Below are 14531 nucleotides of genomic sequence, written 5' to 3' on the forward strand. Positions count from 1 at the left end.
ATGAATGCAATTAAAATTGGAATTGGTGGACCTGTTGGTGCAGGGAAAACAATGTTAGTAGAACGATTAACGCGTGCACTAGAAGGACAGCTAAGCATGGCGGTCGTTACAAACGATATTTATACAAAAGAAGACGCGCAATTTCTAGTAAAAAACAGTATTTTACCGGAAAATCGCATCGTAGGAGTAGAAACAGGAGGATGTCCTCATACGGCCATTCGAGAAGATGCATCTATGAACTTTGCTGCGATCGATGAGTTAGTGGAACGTCACCCGGATGTTGAACTTATTTTTGTAGAAAGCGGAGGAGATAATTTAGCCGCAACGTTTAGCCCAGAGCTCGTTGATTTTTCGATTTATATCATCGACGTAGCACAAGGGGAAAAAATCCCGCGTAAAGGCGGTCAAGGAATGATTAAATCTGATTTATTCATTATCAACAAAACAGATTTAGCCCCGTATGTAGGAGCCAGTTTAGAAGTAATGGAAAAAGATACAATCCAAGCGAGAGGGCACAAGCCTTTTGTTTTCACCAATTTAAAAGAAGATAAAGGGCTCGACCAAGTGATAGACTGGATTAAAAAAGAGGCCTTTTTAATCGGCCTTGAATCATGAGCTACACGGGTTATTTAGAGCTTCGAGCAGAAAGAAACAGTGAGCGAACCGTTATTAAAGATACGTACCATTACGGGGCTTTCAAAGTCGCCAGACCTATTTACATGACTCCTGAATACCCTTTTGTCTATATGCTTCACGTAGGCGGAGGATACGTAAGCGGAGACAAGTATAAAACGATGATAACGGTAGAGAAAAATGCCCAGCTGACGGCTACTACTCAATCTGCGACAAAGGTGTACAAAACACCGAACGAAGCTGTTTTACAAGAAACGTGTATAACTCTTGAAGAACAAGCCATCATGGAATATATACCAGACCCGCTTATTTTGTATGAAAATGCTGCATTTGTTCAAGAAATAACGGTTCACATGGCACAAAACGCTGCTTTGTTTATGTGTGACAGCATAACTCCGGGGTGGTCGCCGGATGGGCAGCTGTTTCAATATACCTCTATGCGTTCCAAGCTTAAACTGTATGTAAACGAGCAGCTGAAGGTATACGATCACTTATACTTGAAGCCAGAAAGCCATTTGCGCGGCATGATGAAAATGGAAGGGTATACTCATTTTGGATCGATTATCATTGTTCATCCAAACGCCGACGACGCATTTATAGCGAAAGTACATCAGCTGTGCGAAGAGGCAGGCTGTAAAGTAGGAGCTTCCGCACTTCCGATCCCCGGATGTGCTATTCGAATATTAGCTGCTAGTACACAAGAAGTTGAAGACATAATCGCTAAAGTATACGGATTCTTCCGACAGCATTTACTAAAAGCTGAAGTATCACTTTTGCGTAAGTATTAAAGAGGCTGGGACAAAAATATGTTAGTTGAAAGAAGATCCGAACGAGCTGGATTCTTAGTGGAGAATCAAATTCGTTCGGATTTTTTTATTGGTAGGGTGAACGTAGGTTCCCTGTATGTAGCTCCTTCTAGCCGTTGATTAGAGGACAAAGCGACGTCTTGCACAGAAATCAACAGCTGTGGAACAGGCAGTCCAGATTATTTATCCTACTTGTTCATCTTTAGATGGAATTGTTTTCGTTATGTCTCATTCACTTTTAGAACCACAGGCTAAACAAGCCGTTGCTTACACCTAAATTATACATATAATAAAGGCCAAATATAATGCTGACAGCGCCTGTTACCTGCATCAAGCAGCGGTTTAACGTCACTTGTTTTTTAGTTGTAACGAATGGAATCCCAATAACCGTTGTAAATAACAGCATGCCAAGACAAGTGCCGATTCCAAAAATGATAATGTACAGAGCACCTTGCCATACGTGAGTAACGGTGCTCATCGTTAATACAACCATCGCTGCGCTTCCGGCCAGTCCATGAACAAAGCCAATGCCCAATGACTTCAAGTAAGACGTTTTTTCGTGATGCGTATGTACTTGTTTTTTGTAAGACAGAAAAGATGTAAAACCGAGGTAAACGAGCATAATGCCCACTAAAAATTCAAGTGACATGCTCATACGTTCAGAAATACTGCTTTTTAACACCATTAAAATCATGCCAAAAATAAACAGCGTAAGCGTATGACCAATCCCCCAGTATACTCCTGCAAGCGAAGAGCGCCACAGCTTTTTACTTTTTGAAGCAATGGTTGATACAGCGATAATATGATCTGGTTCTAGAGCATGCTTGATTCCTAAAAAAAACCCTAGTATTAAAATTGAAAAAAAACTTGTTTCCATGTCAGCTTTCTCATCCTTTCGTACGTATAAAACTAGTATATCGTACGTTTTTGTTTTAATAAACAGAAAATTCTAAACGAAAATGTCTGATCGAATAGCTAAACTATTTATCAATTTACAATAAGTTACAAATATTAAAGGAGATGTAGTATAAAAATTTTACATTTACAAAAACTATGAGTAAATTATTGTGAGGTTGATAACTATGGACAAAATTTCTACTGATATCATGCTGTGGAGTTCTTTTATACGTCAAAATGTTAGGACAGAACGTGACTAGACTAGAAGCTCTTTTATGGAGCATTGCGTTGCCGGGCTTTGGACAATTACTAAACAAAAAACATATAAAAGGAATTTTGTTTATTGTACTTGAATTTCTCATTAATATGGGTGCAAATTTTAATGAAGGTATTCGCTTAAGCTTTTTAGGAGAAACAAGGCAGTCCCTAGAGGTAATGAACATGCAGTGGTTAATGTTTTATCCATGTTTGTATTTCTTTGCAATTTGGGATGCTGTTAAAGAAGCAGAAAACGGCGCATCGAGATTTACATTTATTCCTTTTGTCTCCTGTGCTTATTTTGTTACAGTAGGCATTATGTATTCCTCAGTAACAACCATCAACGGTGTTTTTATAGGACCAATTTGGCTTCCTATGCTGTCTGTTATACCCGGACTTGTTGTCGGGCTCATTGTCAAAAAGCTATTAGAAGTGTATATACATAAGAAAAAATAAACGTCATTACAATCTATACATCCGTAGATTTTAATGGACGTTTATTTTATTTTTGCTTATAAATAAGTAATAAAGTCTCTTATTTAGGGAACGTACTAACAGTGGCTGTTTTTACATAATTTTAAGAGAGCGCGGACTACTCATAAAAAAGAGCACATTGAAAATGGAGGGAATGTGTACAAGCTTATATAATAGCACTTTGACAAAAAGAAGCTGGAGAGAAGGTGGATAGAGGATGATCACAAATGGTATTTATCGTTTTTTTCTTATCTGGTACGTATGCGGAGTCGTCTTGCTTTCCTTCGATTTGCTGCCTTCATGGTTAGAATGGGCAAACGCGGTCTTTTTACACTTGAGCAGTCTTCTTGCTCTTATTTATCTAGCTAAAGCTTATGGAGTAAGGCGGGCACTGCTCGTTGCGATATTTGTGACAGGCGCATCTATTTATATCGAAAGTCTAGGTGTTAAGTATGGATTTTTATTTGGATCCTACGATTATGAAAAAGATTTTGGTGCCAAAATTTTAGGGGTTCCTCTGACCATTGGTTCGGCTTGGTTTATGGTTGTGATCACAAGCAGAATATTAGCTCTCGGAATTATGAAACGTATGGAACTGCCGTTTATTGTCCATGGAATTGCCTATGCAGTCATTAGTTCGCTTTTTGCTGTTATTATGGATTTGGCTATTGATCCTGTTGCCTATGTTGTTAAACAATATTGGGTGTGGGAAGGGGACAGCTTTTATTATAATATTCCTTTATCAAATTTCTCCGGCTGGTTTTTATTGTCTTTCTTCATTCAGCTGGTCGTATATTTCTTTTTAGCTAAGTCTCCTAAAGAGGAAAATCCGGTGTGGGAAAAAAGAATGGTATTTTTGTATAGTGCAGTTGTCATGATGTTTGTGATTGTAGCGTTAGCGAATGGCCTATGGCTTGTCGTATGGCTGACGATGATTCCTTTTCTTATTCTTTATATTGTGTATAAAAAGGAGACTCGCTTATGATTTACCCGAAGAAAAACTCAATATTTGAGCGATTTTTTCAACTGTTTGTCACATATCAGCTTAAAAAGCAATTTTATCGTATTCATTTACATATAGAAGGGCTCCCAAAAGATAAAAAAATTTTATTAATTGCTAATCATTCCAGCTGGTGGGACGGTTTAGTGACATTTTATTTAAATAACGCGGTATTAAAAACAGATCTATACGCTATGATGTCCGAACAAGGAATGAAGGATTTTCCTTTTTTTCAACGAATCGGAGCTTTTTCAGTAAATGCAGCGTCTCCGAAGCATACGGTGGAATCGTTAAGGTTTGCCAGTAAGCTGTTAGAAGAGAAAAAAACGGTGCTTATTTTTCCCCAAGGAAAAGAAGAGCATCTTGAAAAAAGACCGTTAACTTTTTCTGAAGGACCTGCTTTTCTTCTAAAGAAGCATTCTGACGTTGAAGTTATTCCCATTACGTATTATTATACGTTTCGCCATGATCAGCGACCGGAGCTTTTTATCTGGGTAGGGCAAGCTGTTTTTTACGACTCATCTAAGGCAAGAGAAGAGATAACCAACACGCTAGGCGGTGCAGTCACTGCTCAGCTCGATTATCAAAAACAGAAAATAATTCAAGAAAACGATGAGGAATTTACGGTTTTATTAAAAGGAAAAAAGACGCTTAGTGAATGGTTAACGTGGTGGAAAGCGAAGGTGAAAGAATGATTTACTATATGCTTTTATTTATTTTTATGCTGCTTCTAACCATTGTAAATATTAAAGCAATGCCTAAATTAAAAAGATACGAGCCAGATTCCAAAACACCTCAGCCTCTTATTTCTATTTTGATTCCAATGCGAAATGAAGAACGAAATGTAAAGCGAATCATTTCCTCTATTAAAGGATTAACGTACAGCAATCTAGAATGTGTCATACTAGACGATCAGTCCACAGATCAAACACGAACACAGCTGTTGAAAGAAATTCACGGGGATCCGAGATTTACCATCATAGAAGGAAAAGAGCTGAGAGAGGGCTGGGTCGGAAAAGTTCATGCCTGTCACCAGCTGTCGCAAGCTGCAAATGGAGACTATTTATTGTTTGTAGATGCAGATGTAGAACTAAAAGAACGTACACTGGAACATACTTTAGCCACAGCACAAGCGACAAAAGCCGCTCTTTTAACAGGTTTCCCTCGTTTTCCCGTAAAAACGTGGTTAGAAGCATTGGTTGTTCCGCTTCAGCATGTGGTTGTTTTTAGTTATTTACCGGTTGTCGTAGCTAATCGTAATAAGATGAGCAAAGCTTCAGCGGCTCACGGTGCTTTTATGTTTATAAAAAAAGAAACATACGAGGCCGTAGGAGGACATGAAGCCGTCAAATCTTCACTAGTAGAAGATGTCCACCTAGCCCAGCTTTTTAAACAAAAGAAACACCGCGTCATTTTAGCTAATATTACCTCTCATGTTAGCTGTTATATGTATGAAACAACAGAAGAAGTATGGAACGGTTTTGCTAAAAACATCTTTGTAGGTCTGGGCCGCTCCGCTAAAGCAGTTTGGGTACTAAGCGTTTTTTTTGCCTGTTACTATGTGCTGCCGCTTCCTTTTTTTATAGCAGGAATATTCACAGGCAACATGCTTTGGATTCTGCCTTTTTGCATTATGCTTTTTCAGCGGTTTTTAATTGACCGGTCGGTTCAGCAAAAAGGGCTTTTGTTTTGTACGATGCCCGCGTCGGCAATTGTGCTGATGCTGCTGATGAATCATTCCATGAAGCGTGAACGAAAAAAGCAGGGATATGAATGGAAAGGAAGGCATTATCAATGAAAAAAGTACTAATAGTTGGGGCAGGGTTAGGCGGATTAGCTGCAGGAGTTCTTCTTCAAACAAAGGGGTTCGATGTCACAATTGTGGAAAAAAACGAGCATGTAGGCGGAAAAATGATGCCTGTGCAGCTAGGAGAATATTCTTTTGATTTTGGGCCTAATACCATTACAATGCCCGAAGTTTTTCAGTGGTTATTTGAGCAAGCGGGTGAACGTCCAGAAGACTATATGCCTCTTGTCAAACTAACGCATCATACGAATAATTTCTTCACCGACGGCTCCCAATTTTCCATGTCTATAGATGAAAGAAAGATGATTCAGCAGCTTGAACGTCTCGATCCCTTTGCTGCGGAGCAATACCCTGCCTATTTAAAAGAAGTAAAAAGAATATACGACATTGCAAAAAGCCAATTTTTCTACCGGACATTTTCATCGTGGAAAGATTACACAAACCCTTCTTTATTAAAAGCATTGCTGCAAGTAAGGCCGTTTGAAACAGTAGATACGTTTCATCAGCGTTTTTTTCGAAACGAAAACATTCGAAATGCATTTAATCGATATGCAACCTATATCGGATCTTCACCTTATACATCACCCGCTACGTTTTCACTGATTGGACATTTAGAAATGAATGATGGGGTGTACTATGTAAAAGGAGGAAATCCTAGAATTGCAAAAGGGCTGGGACATGTGTTCCAAAAAGCTGGAGGAAAGCTGTATACAAACTGCAGCGTTACTGAAATAATCGTAAAAAATAAACGGGCTGTCGGAGTGGAAGTAAATGGAGAAGAAAAGATAGACGCGGATATCGTTATTGTGAACGGGGACTTGCTAAAAGCCTATCCGGCACTTGTAAAAGAACAGGATAGACCTCATTTTAAAAACAAAAAAGCAGCTGAATTCGAGCCTTCCATATCAGCTTATGTGATCATGGCAGCTGTTAAGAAGCGCTTTTCTCAGCTGATTCATCATCAAGTGTATTTTTCTCAGGATTATAAACAGGAATTCTATGAGCTATTTCAGCAAAAAACGCTTCCAACCGATCCCACCATCTACATTTGTAATTCTTCATATACCGATAACACGGTAGCTCCGGGTGATAATTTATTTATTTTAGTGAATGCTCCTGCTGTGAAAGAAGAGAATCAAGAAGAAATGAAAGCTTACAGGGAAGTTGTCTATCGCAAGCTTTCTCAGTTTGGTTTAGATATCAAGCCTTCGCTTGTACATGAACGAATTGTTACTCCATATGAAATTGAACAAACGTTTGGCGCATTTAAAGGTGCTTTGTACGGCGTGAGTTCAAACCGGAAAATGGATAGTTTTCTTCGCCCAAGCAACGTCTCAAAAGATGTTAAAAACTTATATTTTGTAGGAGGAACGACTCACCCTGGAGGAGGGTCTCCTATGGTCACGATTAGCGGCATCAATGTAGCTATGCTTATTTCATCTTCCTAATTGATAAATCAGGATTGTCAAAAAGTTTAGTTTTTTGGTACTATAAGAAAGTGCAGAGGCTGTTAACCTACTGTTCTTACGGATGGAAAAAATGAAAAAACATGTTACATAACGAAGTTGAAAAGGTGATTACATAACTATATGATTGTATTTACGTGTCTTATTATTATCATAAGCATTATCCGTCCGTACTTGGAAAGCGTGACTGTTAAGCGACTTGCTTCAGAAGGCAAAAAAGTTCGCTACTACAAAGAACAGTTCTTTTTTTATGTGCTAATTTTACTATTTTATATTGCGGTGATGGTATACCATAGGGTTCCAATTTCTATGTTAGGATTACAGGGAGTATATCTCGATACGATTCATCGCACGGCTCCGTATCCAGCGTGGATTGAATATTTGCTGCTTTTAATCTTTGCAGGCTTTATCATTCTTTCCATTATGCTTCAATGGATGAAAGATCATGGAGAAACGGTTTTTGTGGAACAGGAAATGCCCACGTCAATTGAGGCAACCGTTCCTAAAACGGAAAGAGAGCAAAAGTGGTGGCTAGCATACAGCGGTATTTCCAGCTTCGTAGAAAGCACCGTCTATTTTCCTAGCTTTTATTTATATAGTCACTATATATTAGCCATTGAAAACACATGGGTATTGGCCGTCTTAATTGGTATTGGTTATTTCCTATCACAGCTAGCTTTCCAGCGTGACCGTTTAAGTGTCCAGACGCTGTTAGTTGGTATCGGGCTAGGCGCTTTATTTATCATGACGAAGTCAGTTGTCATCATGGTCTTGTACTATGGCTTTAGCTTTTTGATTTATGATATTTACCAGCAAGATCGCAATCTAGTAAAAAGCACAGATGATCACTAAGAAACAACACGGCATAAAGCTGTGTTGTTTCTTTTTTTTTATAATTTATAAAAAAAGCTTGAAAAGCGCTTTCAATAGTCTTATAATTTAGATAAATCGATTTACTAAACCGGTTTAGTAAGTGGTTAGTTAGCATAATAAGAAAGGTAGGTCGATTTATGAATAGTATCATTATCCCGTTAAATGCATTTGAAACAACAGGCTTTCAGCACACCATAATTGGGAAAATACATGAGCAGCAAGTACATGGAGTGGAAATTCGAAGAGAGTTAATGAAAAAAGTAGATCAAGAGATTGAGCTTATTGCCGGAGAATTAAAAAAATATCCGCTTTTTACAGTATATTCGGCTCCAATTGAACTGTGGAGAGAAAATGGAGAGTTAAACACACAAGAATTAAAAGCTATTCTTGAAGAAGCCGTATCACTTGGCGCTCAGTGGGTAAAAGTTTCTCTTGGTTTTTATCAGCCCCAATCGCCTATAGCAGATTTAAAGCAGCTATTAGAAGCATTTCCAGCTTTACATCTATTTGTAGAAAACGATCAAACCAGTCACGGAGGCAACATAGCATCTCTGCACGCATTTTTTGATAACGCTTACGAAGTTCCTGTTTTCATGACGTTTGATATTGGTAATTGGCTTTATGTACATGAACAACCCCAGGAAGCAATCAAAAAGCTAAGGTCATTTGTGGGCTATATTCATATTAAACACGTAATAAAAAACAGCGGAAAGCTAGTGACCACCGCTATATCAAACGGTTCAAATGAAATGTGGAAAGAAATTTTGAAAGGGTTTTCTCATTCTACTTTTAAAGCTTTAGAGTTTCCAATCGATGAACCAGAACAAGTTCCAGGCTTCATTTCATTGGTGCAAGCAGCAGAACAGGAGGAAGTGCAATGAATTCATTAGACGTTATTACCTTCGGAGAAGCAATGGCGATGTTCATGGCAGAACAGCCGGGACCGCTGCATGAGATTAAGCGTTATACGAAAGAACTAGCCGGAGCAGAAACAAATGTAGCAATTGGTCTCGCTCGTCTCGGTCTGCGCGCAGGCTGGGTGAGCAAAGTCGGCAACGATCCTTTCGGTACGTTTATTATGAAACGGCTACAAGAGGAGTCAGTCAACACCGATTGTGTACTAGTAGATAGCGAGCATGCAACAGGCTTTCAAATTAAATCAAAAGTGGAAGTGGGAGATCCGGAAGTTTGTTACTTCCGAAAAAATTCAGCAGCCAGTCACTTGCACTCCAGCGATTTTAATCAAAACTATTTTTTAGCGGCAAAACATATGCATATGACAGGCATACCGCTTGCTGTGTCAGCAAGTATGCGCGATTTTGCTCTACATGCACTTACATCGATGAAAGCAGCTGGAAGAACGGTTTCCTTTGATCCAAACCTTAGACCCACTCTTTGGGCATCGAAAGAAGAAATGGTTATTACAATCAATGAAGCTGCTAAACAAGCAAACTACGTTCTGCCGGGTATTGAAGAAGGAAAAATCTTAACCGGCTACGAAAATCCAGAAGACATTGCTTCTTACTATTTAGATGCAGGCGTAGAGCTTGTCGTTATTAAACTAGGTGAACAAGGAGCCTTTTTTAAGACGGCTAAAGAGCAAGGAATGGTTGAAGGAATAAAAGTGAAACAAATAGTGGATACAGTCGGAGCAGGAGACGGTTTTGCAGTAGGACTGTTAAGCGGACTTCTTCAAAATGATTCTCTTACTCAGTCTGTAAGGAGAGCAAATGCTATTGGGTCATTAGCTGTACAAAGCCCTGGAGATAACGACGGATATCCAACTGAACAGCAGTTGCAAAGATATATGGAATCCCAAAAACAAGGAGTGAAGTGATAATGAAACAGCAGCTAGCAAAAAAAAGATGGCTTCGGTTAATTCCTATCGTATTTATTACGTATAGCCTTGCATATTTAGACCGTGCAAACTACGGGTTTGGAGCAGCAGCAGGGCTGGCGGAAGATCTTCATATTACACCAGGTATTTCGTCTTTATTAGGATCGCTCTTTTTCTTAGGTTATTTCTTCTTTCAAATTCCAGGCGCTCACTATGCTGAAAATAAAAGCGCCAAAAAGCTGATTTTTTGGTCTCTGATTTTATGGGGAGGGCTTGCTACAGCTACAGGTATGGTAAGCCACGTTGGATTTTTGTTTGTTATTCGGTTTGCTTTAGGCATAGTTGAAAGTGCCGTTATGCCTGCTATGCTCGTATTTTTAAGCCACTGGTTTACAAAAGCAGAGCGTTCTAGAGCCAACACATTCCTAATTTTAGGAAACCCTGCAACCGTCCTTTGGATGTCGATTGTTTCTGGATATTTGCTAGAATCGTTTGGCTGGAGATGGATGTTTATTTTAGAAGGTTTTCCAGCTGTTATTTGGGCGTTTTTATGGTGGAAACTAGTAAACGACGAGCCAAAAGATGCAGGCTGGCTGTCGAAAAAAGAAAAAACAGATTTGCATGAAGCATTACAAAAAGAACAAGAAGGAATTAAACCTGTTAAAGGCTATAAAGAGGCTTTCAAAAATCGTACTGTCATTTTATTAAGTATTCAATATGCTTTATGGAGTATCGGCGTCTACGGATTTGTTATGTGGCTTCCTTCTATTATTAAAGCAGCGCCTAACATGAGTATAGTAAAGACCGGTTGGTTAGCGTCCGTTCCTTACGTATTAGCAGTCGTATTAATGTTAACGGTTTCATATTTATCAGATAAGTTTTTAAAACGAAGCGCATTTGTATGGCCGTTCTTATTGGTAGGAGCGCTTGCCTTTTACGGATCATACTTAGTTGGCACAAGCAACTTCTGGCTTTCTTTTACTTTACTCGTTATCGCCGGAGGGACAATGTACGCTCCGTACGGACCGTTCTTTGCAATTATCCCTGAAATTTTACCGCGTAATGTTGCCGGAGGAGCGATGGCTTTAATTAATAGCATGGGCGCACTTGGCTCATTTGCGGGTTCTTATATCGTAGGGTTTTTGAATGGATCAACAGGAGGATTTGGCGCTTCCTATATCTTTATGGCGGGATCATTATTCCTTGCTGCCATTCTAACTATTGTCGCAACGAAAAAGCCAAGAGAAGTTCAAAGTATAAAGCCAGTTGAAACAACAGCTTAATGCAACGATAGAAAAGGAGAATTCAAATGCATATTGAGAAAATTACAAGTAGCGGTATTGTAGCGGTCATTCGAGGAGCAAGTGCTGAGCGAATTATTCCGCTTGCCTACGCGTTAAAAGAAGGCGGAGTAACAAACCTAGAAATTACAATGGAAAACCCTGCTGCCGTAGAGGTTATTAAAGAGTTAAAAAATGAATTTGACGACTCGATGTTTATTGGAGCAGGAACTGTTCTAGACGAAGAAACAGCACGAATTGCTATTATGGCAGGAGCGTCATTTATTTTTTCTCCTACGGTTAATGAACGAACAATTAAAACAGCTAAAAGATACGGAGTCATTAGCGTTCCGGGCGCTTTTACACCCACTGAAATTTTAACAGCCTATGAATGCGGTGCAGATATGATTAAAGTCTTCCCGGCAAGCGTAGTGGGCCCCGCTTATTTTAAAAATATAGCAGGACCGCTTCCTCATATTCCATTAATGCCAACGGGCGGCGTTACGGCTGAAAATGCAGGAGCTTATATTAAAGCTGGAGCAGCTGCTATTGGGGCAGGAAGCACATTAGTGGATGGAAAGCAGCTTCCAACTCCTGAATACTTACTTCAAGTAACAAAGGAAGCGAAGCGTTTTACTCATGAAATTCAAGAAGCTAGGCTTGCGTACGTTTAATAAATAAAGCCTTCTGCTAGCAAGAAGGCTTTTCCTTTTTCGTTTTTTTCGTTTACACTAGGAGTAGCATAATTTTAGGGATTGAATGAAAAGGACGGATTATGATGCAAAAAGTTACTATGCTGGACGTTGCAAAAGCAGCAAATGTCTCCAAAAGCACCGTATCACAATACATTAACAAGCGGTATGAATATATGGGCGAAGAAACACGAAAGAAAATTAAAGAAGCGATTGATACACTCGGCTATCAGCCCAACTATCTAGCAAGGAGCTTAAAACAAAAGCGAACGTCGATGATTGGGATTATTGTCGCGAATATTATGCACAGATTTTCTACTGAAGTCATTCGTGCAATTGAAGACTATTGCCATTCACAAGATATACATGCCATCATCTGTAACGCAGATGATGACCCTGATAAAGAAAAGAAATATATTAATATGTTAAAAGCAAAGCAAGTAGATGGCCTTATTTTATTTCCAACGGGAGCCAATACTTCTCTTTATGAGCAGATGATCAAAGAAGAATATCCGGTTGTTATTATGGATCGTAAAATTCATGATGTAAAAGGAAAAATTCCATCCGTAGTGGCAAACAACCAAGAAGCCACAAAACAGGCTATTTTGCATCTCCTCGAGCTTGGACATAAGCATATAGCGATTATTACAGAACCATTAACTATTACACCCCGGATTGAACGTGTAGAAGGGTACAAAGAAGCGTTAACATCAGCCAATATGCCTGTAAATGAATCCATGATTATCAACTGCAAAAAAGCGGACATGCAAAAAGCGCTTGAGAAGCTATTTGCAGCCGATAATCCGCCGACAGCGCTGCTTGCTGGAAACGATTTAGTATTCATTGAAGTGCAGAAATTTATTAAACAACACGGATTTAATATCCCAAATGATTTATCTTTAATTGTTTATGATAATATTCCTTACGCAGATGTAGCAACGCCTGCTGTTACGACGATTTCGCAGCCCGCTTTTGATATGGGAACAAAAGCAGCAGATTTACTTATTAAACAAATTTTGAAAGAAAAGATAGCTTATGAAGAGTACCAGTATGAGTGTGAATTAATTATTCGAGAAACAACTTTGTCGCATTAAGCTAAAAAGAGCGCCTATGGCGTGCTCTTTTTAGCTCATCAAAATATTGGTTTTTTTTACGCTGTTACTAAACCGATTTAGTAGAAAGTGAGGAAAAAAATATGAAGATACAAGTAGCATTAGATCGTGTCACAATTGAAGAAGCTATTATCCTTGCCAAGCTGGCAGAACCCTCTGTTGATTGGATTGAAGTAGGTACATCTCTTATAAAAGAGTATGGAATTGAAAGCATTTATAAAATCAAACAGGCATTTCCACACAAGACGATTGTAGCAGATATCAAAACAATTGATAACGCAGAGTATGAGTTTACAATGTGCTATCAAGCAGGTGCAGATATAGCAACAGTCATGGGCGTATCACCTTTACCTACGATAGATACTTGCGCAAATGTCAGCGAAAAATGGAATAAAAAAATGATGGTTGATTTATTAAACACATCAAGCAGCTCGCAAAAGCAAGTAGGTATTTATAGAAACGCTATTTTTTGCCATCATATCAGCAAAGACGAGCAAGAAAAAGAAGGAAAATCGCTGAGTCAAATAAATTTGCGGCAATATTTTCATTCAGATGCCCAAATAGCAGTAGCAGGAGGAATTAATCCAGCCTCAGCAGCATCGTTACTTCAAATGAAAGCGGACGTCGCGATTATTGGATCAGCGATTACAAAAAGTGCGGATGTGGCAAAGGCATCTGCTGAATTTCAAAACTTATTTATGAGCAGGGGGAACGTATAATGACAAAAACACAAACGATTTTAGACGAAATTACGGCCGTAATGAATCACATAAAAGAACCGCAAATAGAAGAAGTAGCGTTTTCACTTTACCAAGCGAAACGAATTTTTGTTATAGGCGAAGGCCGCTCTGGGTTAATGGGCAAATCATTTGCGATGAGACTGATGCATTTAGGTGCGACAGTATATGTTGTAGGGGAGACCATTACTCCTTCGATTGCAGCAGGTGACGTGTTGGTGGCCGTATCTGGTTCAGGAAAAACACAGCAAGTGGTGAGTGTAGCTAAAAAAGCCAAAGAAGTAGGATGTTCAGTTATCGGCATTTCAGCTAGTACAGAATCACCGTTAACTGCTCATACTGATGAGCTGCTGCACATTCCCGCTGCAACCAAATACCGAAGCGAAAATGAAGCCGCTTCTATTCAGCCTTTAGGCTCATTATTTGATCAATGTGCTCACGTTGTATTTGATGCCATTTGCTTAGAATACGGGAATTTGAATCACACGGATCATGAACAGGCGTTTAAGCAGCATAGCAATTTAGAATAAGAGGAAAGAGGCTAGAACAAAAGTAGGTTATTTAAAAGAAAATCCGAACGATGAATCGAGATTCTTGATAAAGAATCACATTCGTTCGGATTTTTTCATTGGTATAGGTGAGCGTAGGTTTCATGTGTG

At 39.1% G+C, this 14531-nt stretch carries 16 protein-coding genes; 15 read left to right on the forward strand and 1 reads right to left on the reverse strand.

What is annotated here, in order from left to right; genetic code table 11:
- Positions 1–615: an urease accessory protein UreG gene (gene ureG / locus LAV82_RS15015; RefSeq protein ID WP_211077942.1), complete on the forward strand. Its 615-nt coding sequence runs from the start codon at positions 1–3 to the stop codon at positions 613–615.
- Entirely contained in the window at positions 612–1421 is an 810-nt protein-coding gene (locus tag LAV82_RS15020) for an urease accessory protein UreD (RefSeq protein WP_499716349.1), read from the forward strand. Before ureG ends, LAV82_RS15020 begins: the two co-directional genes overlap by 4 nt.
- 256 nt (positions 1422–1677) lie before the next feature.
- Here LAV82_RS15020 and LAV82_RS15025 read toward each other — a convergent pair whose 3' ends face one another.
- A complete protein-coding gene (locus LAV82_RS15025; protein ID WP_013057651.1) occupies positions 1678–2316 on the reverse strand; it encodes a HoxN/HupN/NixA family nickel/cobalt transporter in 639 nt (212 codons plus the stop codon).
- A 272-nt stretch (positions 2317–2588) separates the two neighbouring features.
- Here LAV82_RS15025 and LAV82_RS15030 point away from each other — a divergent pair, with 272 nt between their 5' ends.
- The 13 genes from LAV82_RS15030 to hxlB all read left to right on the forward strand — a co-directional run bounded on the left by LAV82_RS15030 (position 2589) and on the right by hxlB (position 14402).
- On the forward strand, positions 2589–3050 hold the full coding sequence (locus LAV82_RS15030; protein ID WP_013057650.1) for a hypothetical protein: 462 nt from the start codon (positions 2589–2591) through the stop codon (positions 3048–3050).
- Between the two features lie 235 nt (positions 3051–3285).
- Complete coding sequence (locus LAV82_RS15035) at positions 3286–4053, forward strand: carotenoid biosynthesis protein (RefSeq protein WP_013057649.1); 768 nt, start codon at positions 3286–3288, stop codon at positions 4051–4053.
- Positions 4050–4763: a lysophospholipid acyltransferase family protein gene (locus LAV82_RS15040; RefSeq protein WP_029322579.1), complete on the forward strand. Its 714-nt coding sequence runs from the start codon at positions 4050–4052 to the stop codon at positions 4761–4763. Before LAV82_RS15035 ends, LAV82_RS15040 begins: the two co-directional genes overlap by 4 nt.
- Complete coding sequence (locus LAV82_RS15045) at positions 4727–5866, forward strand: glycosyltransferase family 2 protein (RefSeq protein WP_499716350.1); 1140 nt, start codon at positions 4727–4729, stop codon at positions 5864–5866. Before LAV82_RS15040 ends, LAV82_RS15045 begins: the two co-directional genes overlap by 37 nt.
- The gene (locus LAV82_RS15050; protein ID WP_280159381.1) at positions 5863–7323 is read left to right on the forward strand and encodes a phytoene desaturase family protein; all 1461 of its coding nucleotides are present in this window, start codon (positions 5863–5865) and stop codon (positions 7321–7323) included. The genes LAV82_RS15045 and LAV82_RS15050 overlap by 4 nt, the downstream gene beginning before the upstream one ends.
- Before the next feature lie 141 nt (positions 7324–7464).
- Entirely contained in the window at positions 7465–8193 is a 729-nt protein-coding gene (locus tag LAV82_RS15055; protein WP_013057645.1) for a hypothetical protein, read from the forward strand.
- Between the two features lie 158 nt (positions 8194–8351).
- Entirely contained in the window at positions 8352–9095 is a 744-nt protein-coding gene (locus LAV82_RS15060; protein WP_499716351.1) for a sugar phosphate isomerase/epimerase family protein, read from the forward strand.
- Positions 9092–10051, forward strand: coding sequence for a sugar kinase (locus tag LAV82_RS15065; protein ID WP_055990953.1), 960 nt, complete (start codon positions 9092–9094; stop codon positions 10049–10051). The genes LAV82_RS15060 and LAV82_RS15065 overlap by 4 nt, the downstream gene beginning before the upstream one ends.
- 2 nt (positions 10052–10053) lie before the next feature.
- Complete coding sequence (locus LAV82_RS15070; RefSeq protein ID WP_211077949.1) at positions 10054–11334, forward strand: MFS transporter; 1281 nt, start codon at positions 10054–10056, stop codon at positions 11332–11334.
- A 26-nt stretch (positions 11335–11360) separates the two neighbouring features.
- Positions 11361–12005 (forward strand): bifunctional 4-hydroxy-2-oxoglutarate aldolase/2-dehydro-3-deoxy-phosphogluconate aldolase, encoded by a 645-nt coding sequence (locus LAV82_RS15075; protein ID WP_013057641.1) that lies wholly within the window; start codon positions 11361–11363, stop codon positions 12003–12005.
- Between the two features lie 101 nt (positions 12006–12106).
- Positions 12107–13117 (forward strand): LacI family DNA-binding transcriptional regulator, encoded by a 1011-nt coding sequence (locus tag LAV82_RS15080; RefSeq protein ID WP_013057640.1) that lies wholly within the window; start codon positions 12107–12109, stop codon positions 13115–13117.
- A gap of 101 nt (positions 13118–13218) precedes the next feature.
- Entirely contained in the window at positions 13219–13854 is a 636-nt protein-coding gene (hxlA, locus tag LAV82_RS15085; protein WP_013057639.1) for a 3-hexulose-6-phosphate synthase, read from the forward strand.
- Positions 13854–14402, forward strand: a complete 549-nt coding sequence (gene hxlB / locus LAV82_RS15090) for a 6-phospho-3-hexuloisomerase (protein WP_013057638.1) — start codon at positions 13854–13856, stop codon at positions 14400–14402. Before hxlA ends, hxlB begins: the two co-directional genes overlap by 1 nt.
- The last annotated feature ends 129 nt before the right edge of the window (positions 14403–14531 follow it).

The sequence above is a fragment of the Bacillus sp. ILBB4 genome (assembly GCF_035064545.1).
Lineage (GTDB): Bacteria > Bacillota > Bacilli > Bacillales > Bacillaceae_H > Priestia.

Bases quoted from the DNA above. Each gene is read 5' to 3' on its own strand.
- LAV82_RS15040 (WP_029322579.1), top strand. From the start codon at position 4,050: ATGATTTACCCGAAGAAAAACTCAATATTTGAGCGATTTTTTCAACTG.
- LAV82_RS15020 (WP_499716349.1), top strand. From the start codon at position 612: ATGAGCTACACGGGTTATTTAGAGCTTCGAGCAGAAAGAAACAGTGAG.
- hxlB (WP_013057638.1), top strand. From the start codon at position 13,854: ATGACAAAAACACAAACGATTTTAGACGAAATTACGGCCGTAATGAAT.
- LAV82_RS15050 (WP_280159381.1), top strand. From the start codon at position 5,863: ATGAAAAAAGTACTAATAGTTGGGGCAGGGTTAGGCGGATTAGCTGCA.
- hxlA (WP_013057639.1), top strand. From the start codon at position 13,219: ATGAAGATACAAGTAGCATTAGATCGTGTCACAATTGAAGAAGCTATT.
- LAV82_RS15045 (WP_499716350.1), top strand. From the start codon at position 4,727: ATGGTTAACGTGGTGGAAAGCGAAGGTGAAAGAATGATTTACTATATG.
- LAV82_RS15035 (WP_013057649.1), top strand. From the start codon at position 3,286: ATGATCACAAATGGTATTTATCGTTTTTTTCTTATCTGGTACGTATGC.
- LAV82_RS15075 (WP_013057641.1), top strand. From the start codon at position 11,361: ATGCATATTGAGAAAATTACAAGTAGCGGTATTGTAGCGGTCATTCGA.
- LAV82_RS15065 (WP_055990953.1), top strand. From the start codon at position 9,092: ATGAATTCATTAGACGTTATTACCTTCGGAGAAGCAATGGCGATGTTC.
- LAV82_RS15060 (WP_499716351.1), top strand. From the start codon at position 8,352: ATGAATAGTATCATTATCCCGTTAAATGCATTTGAAACAACAGGCTTT.
- LAV82_RS15025 (WP_013057651.1), bottom strand. From the start codon at position 2,316: ATGGAAACAAGTTTTTTTTCAATTTTAATACTAGGGTTTTTTTTAGGA.
- LAV82_RS15080 (WP_013057640.1), top strand. From the start codon at position 12,107: ATGATGCAAAAAGTTACTATGCTGGACGTTGCAAAAGCAGCAAATGTC.
- LAV82_RS15055 (WP_013057645.1), top strand. From the start codon at position 7,465: ATGATTGTATTTACGTGTCTTATTATTATCATAAGCATTATCCGTCCG.
- ureG (WP_211077942.1), top strand. From the start codon at position 1: ATGAATGCAATTAAAATTGGAATTGGTGGACCTGTTGGTGCAGGGAAA.
- LAV82_RS15070 (WP_211077949.1), top strand. From the start codon at position 10,054: ATGAAACAGCAGCTAGCAAAAAAAAGATGGCTTCGGTTAATTCCTATC.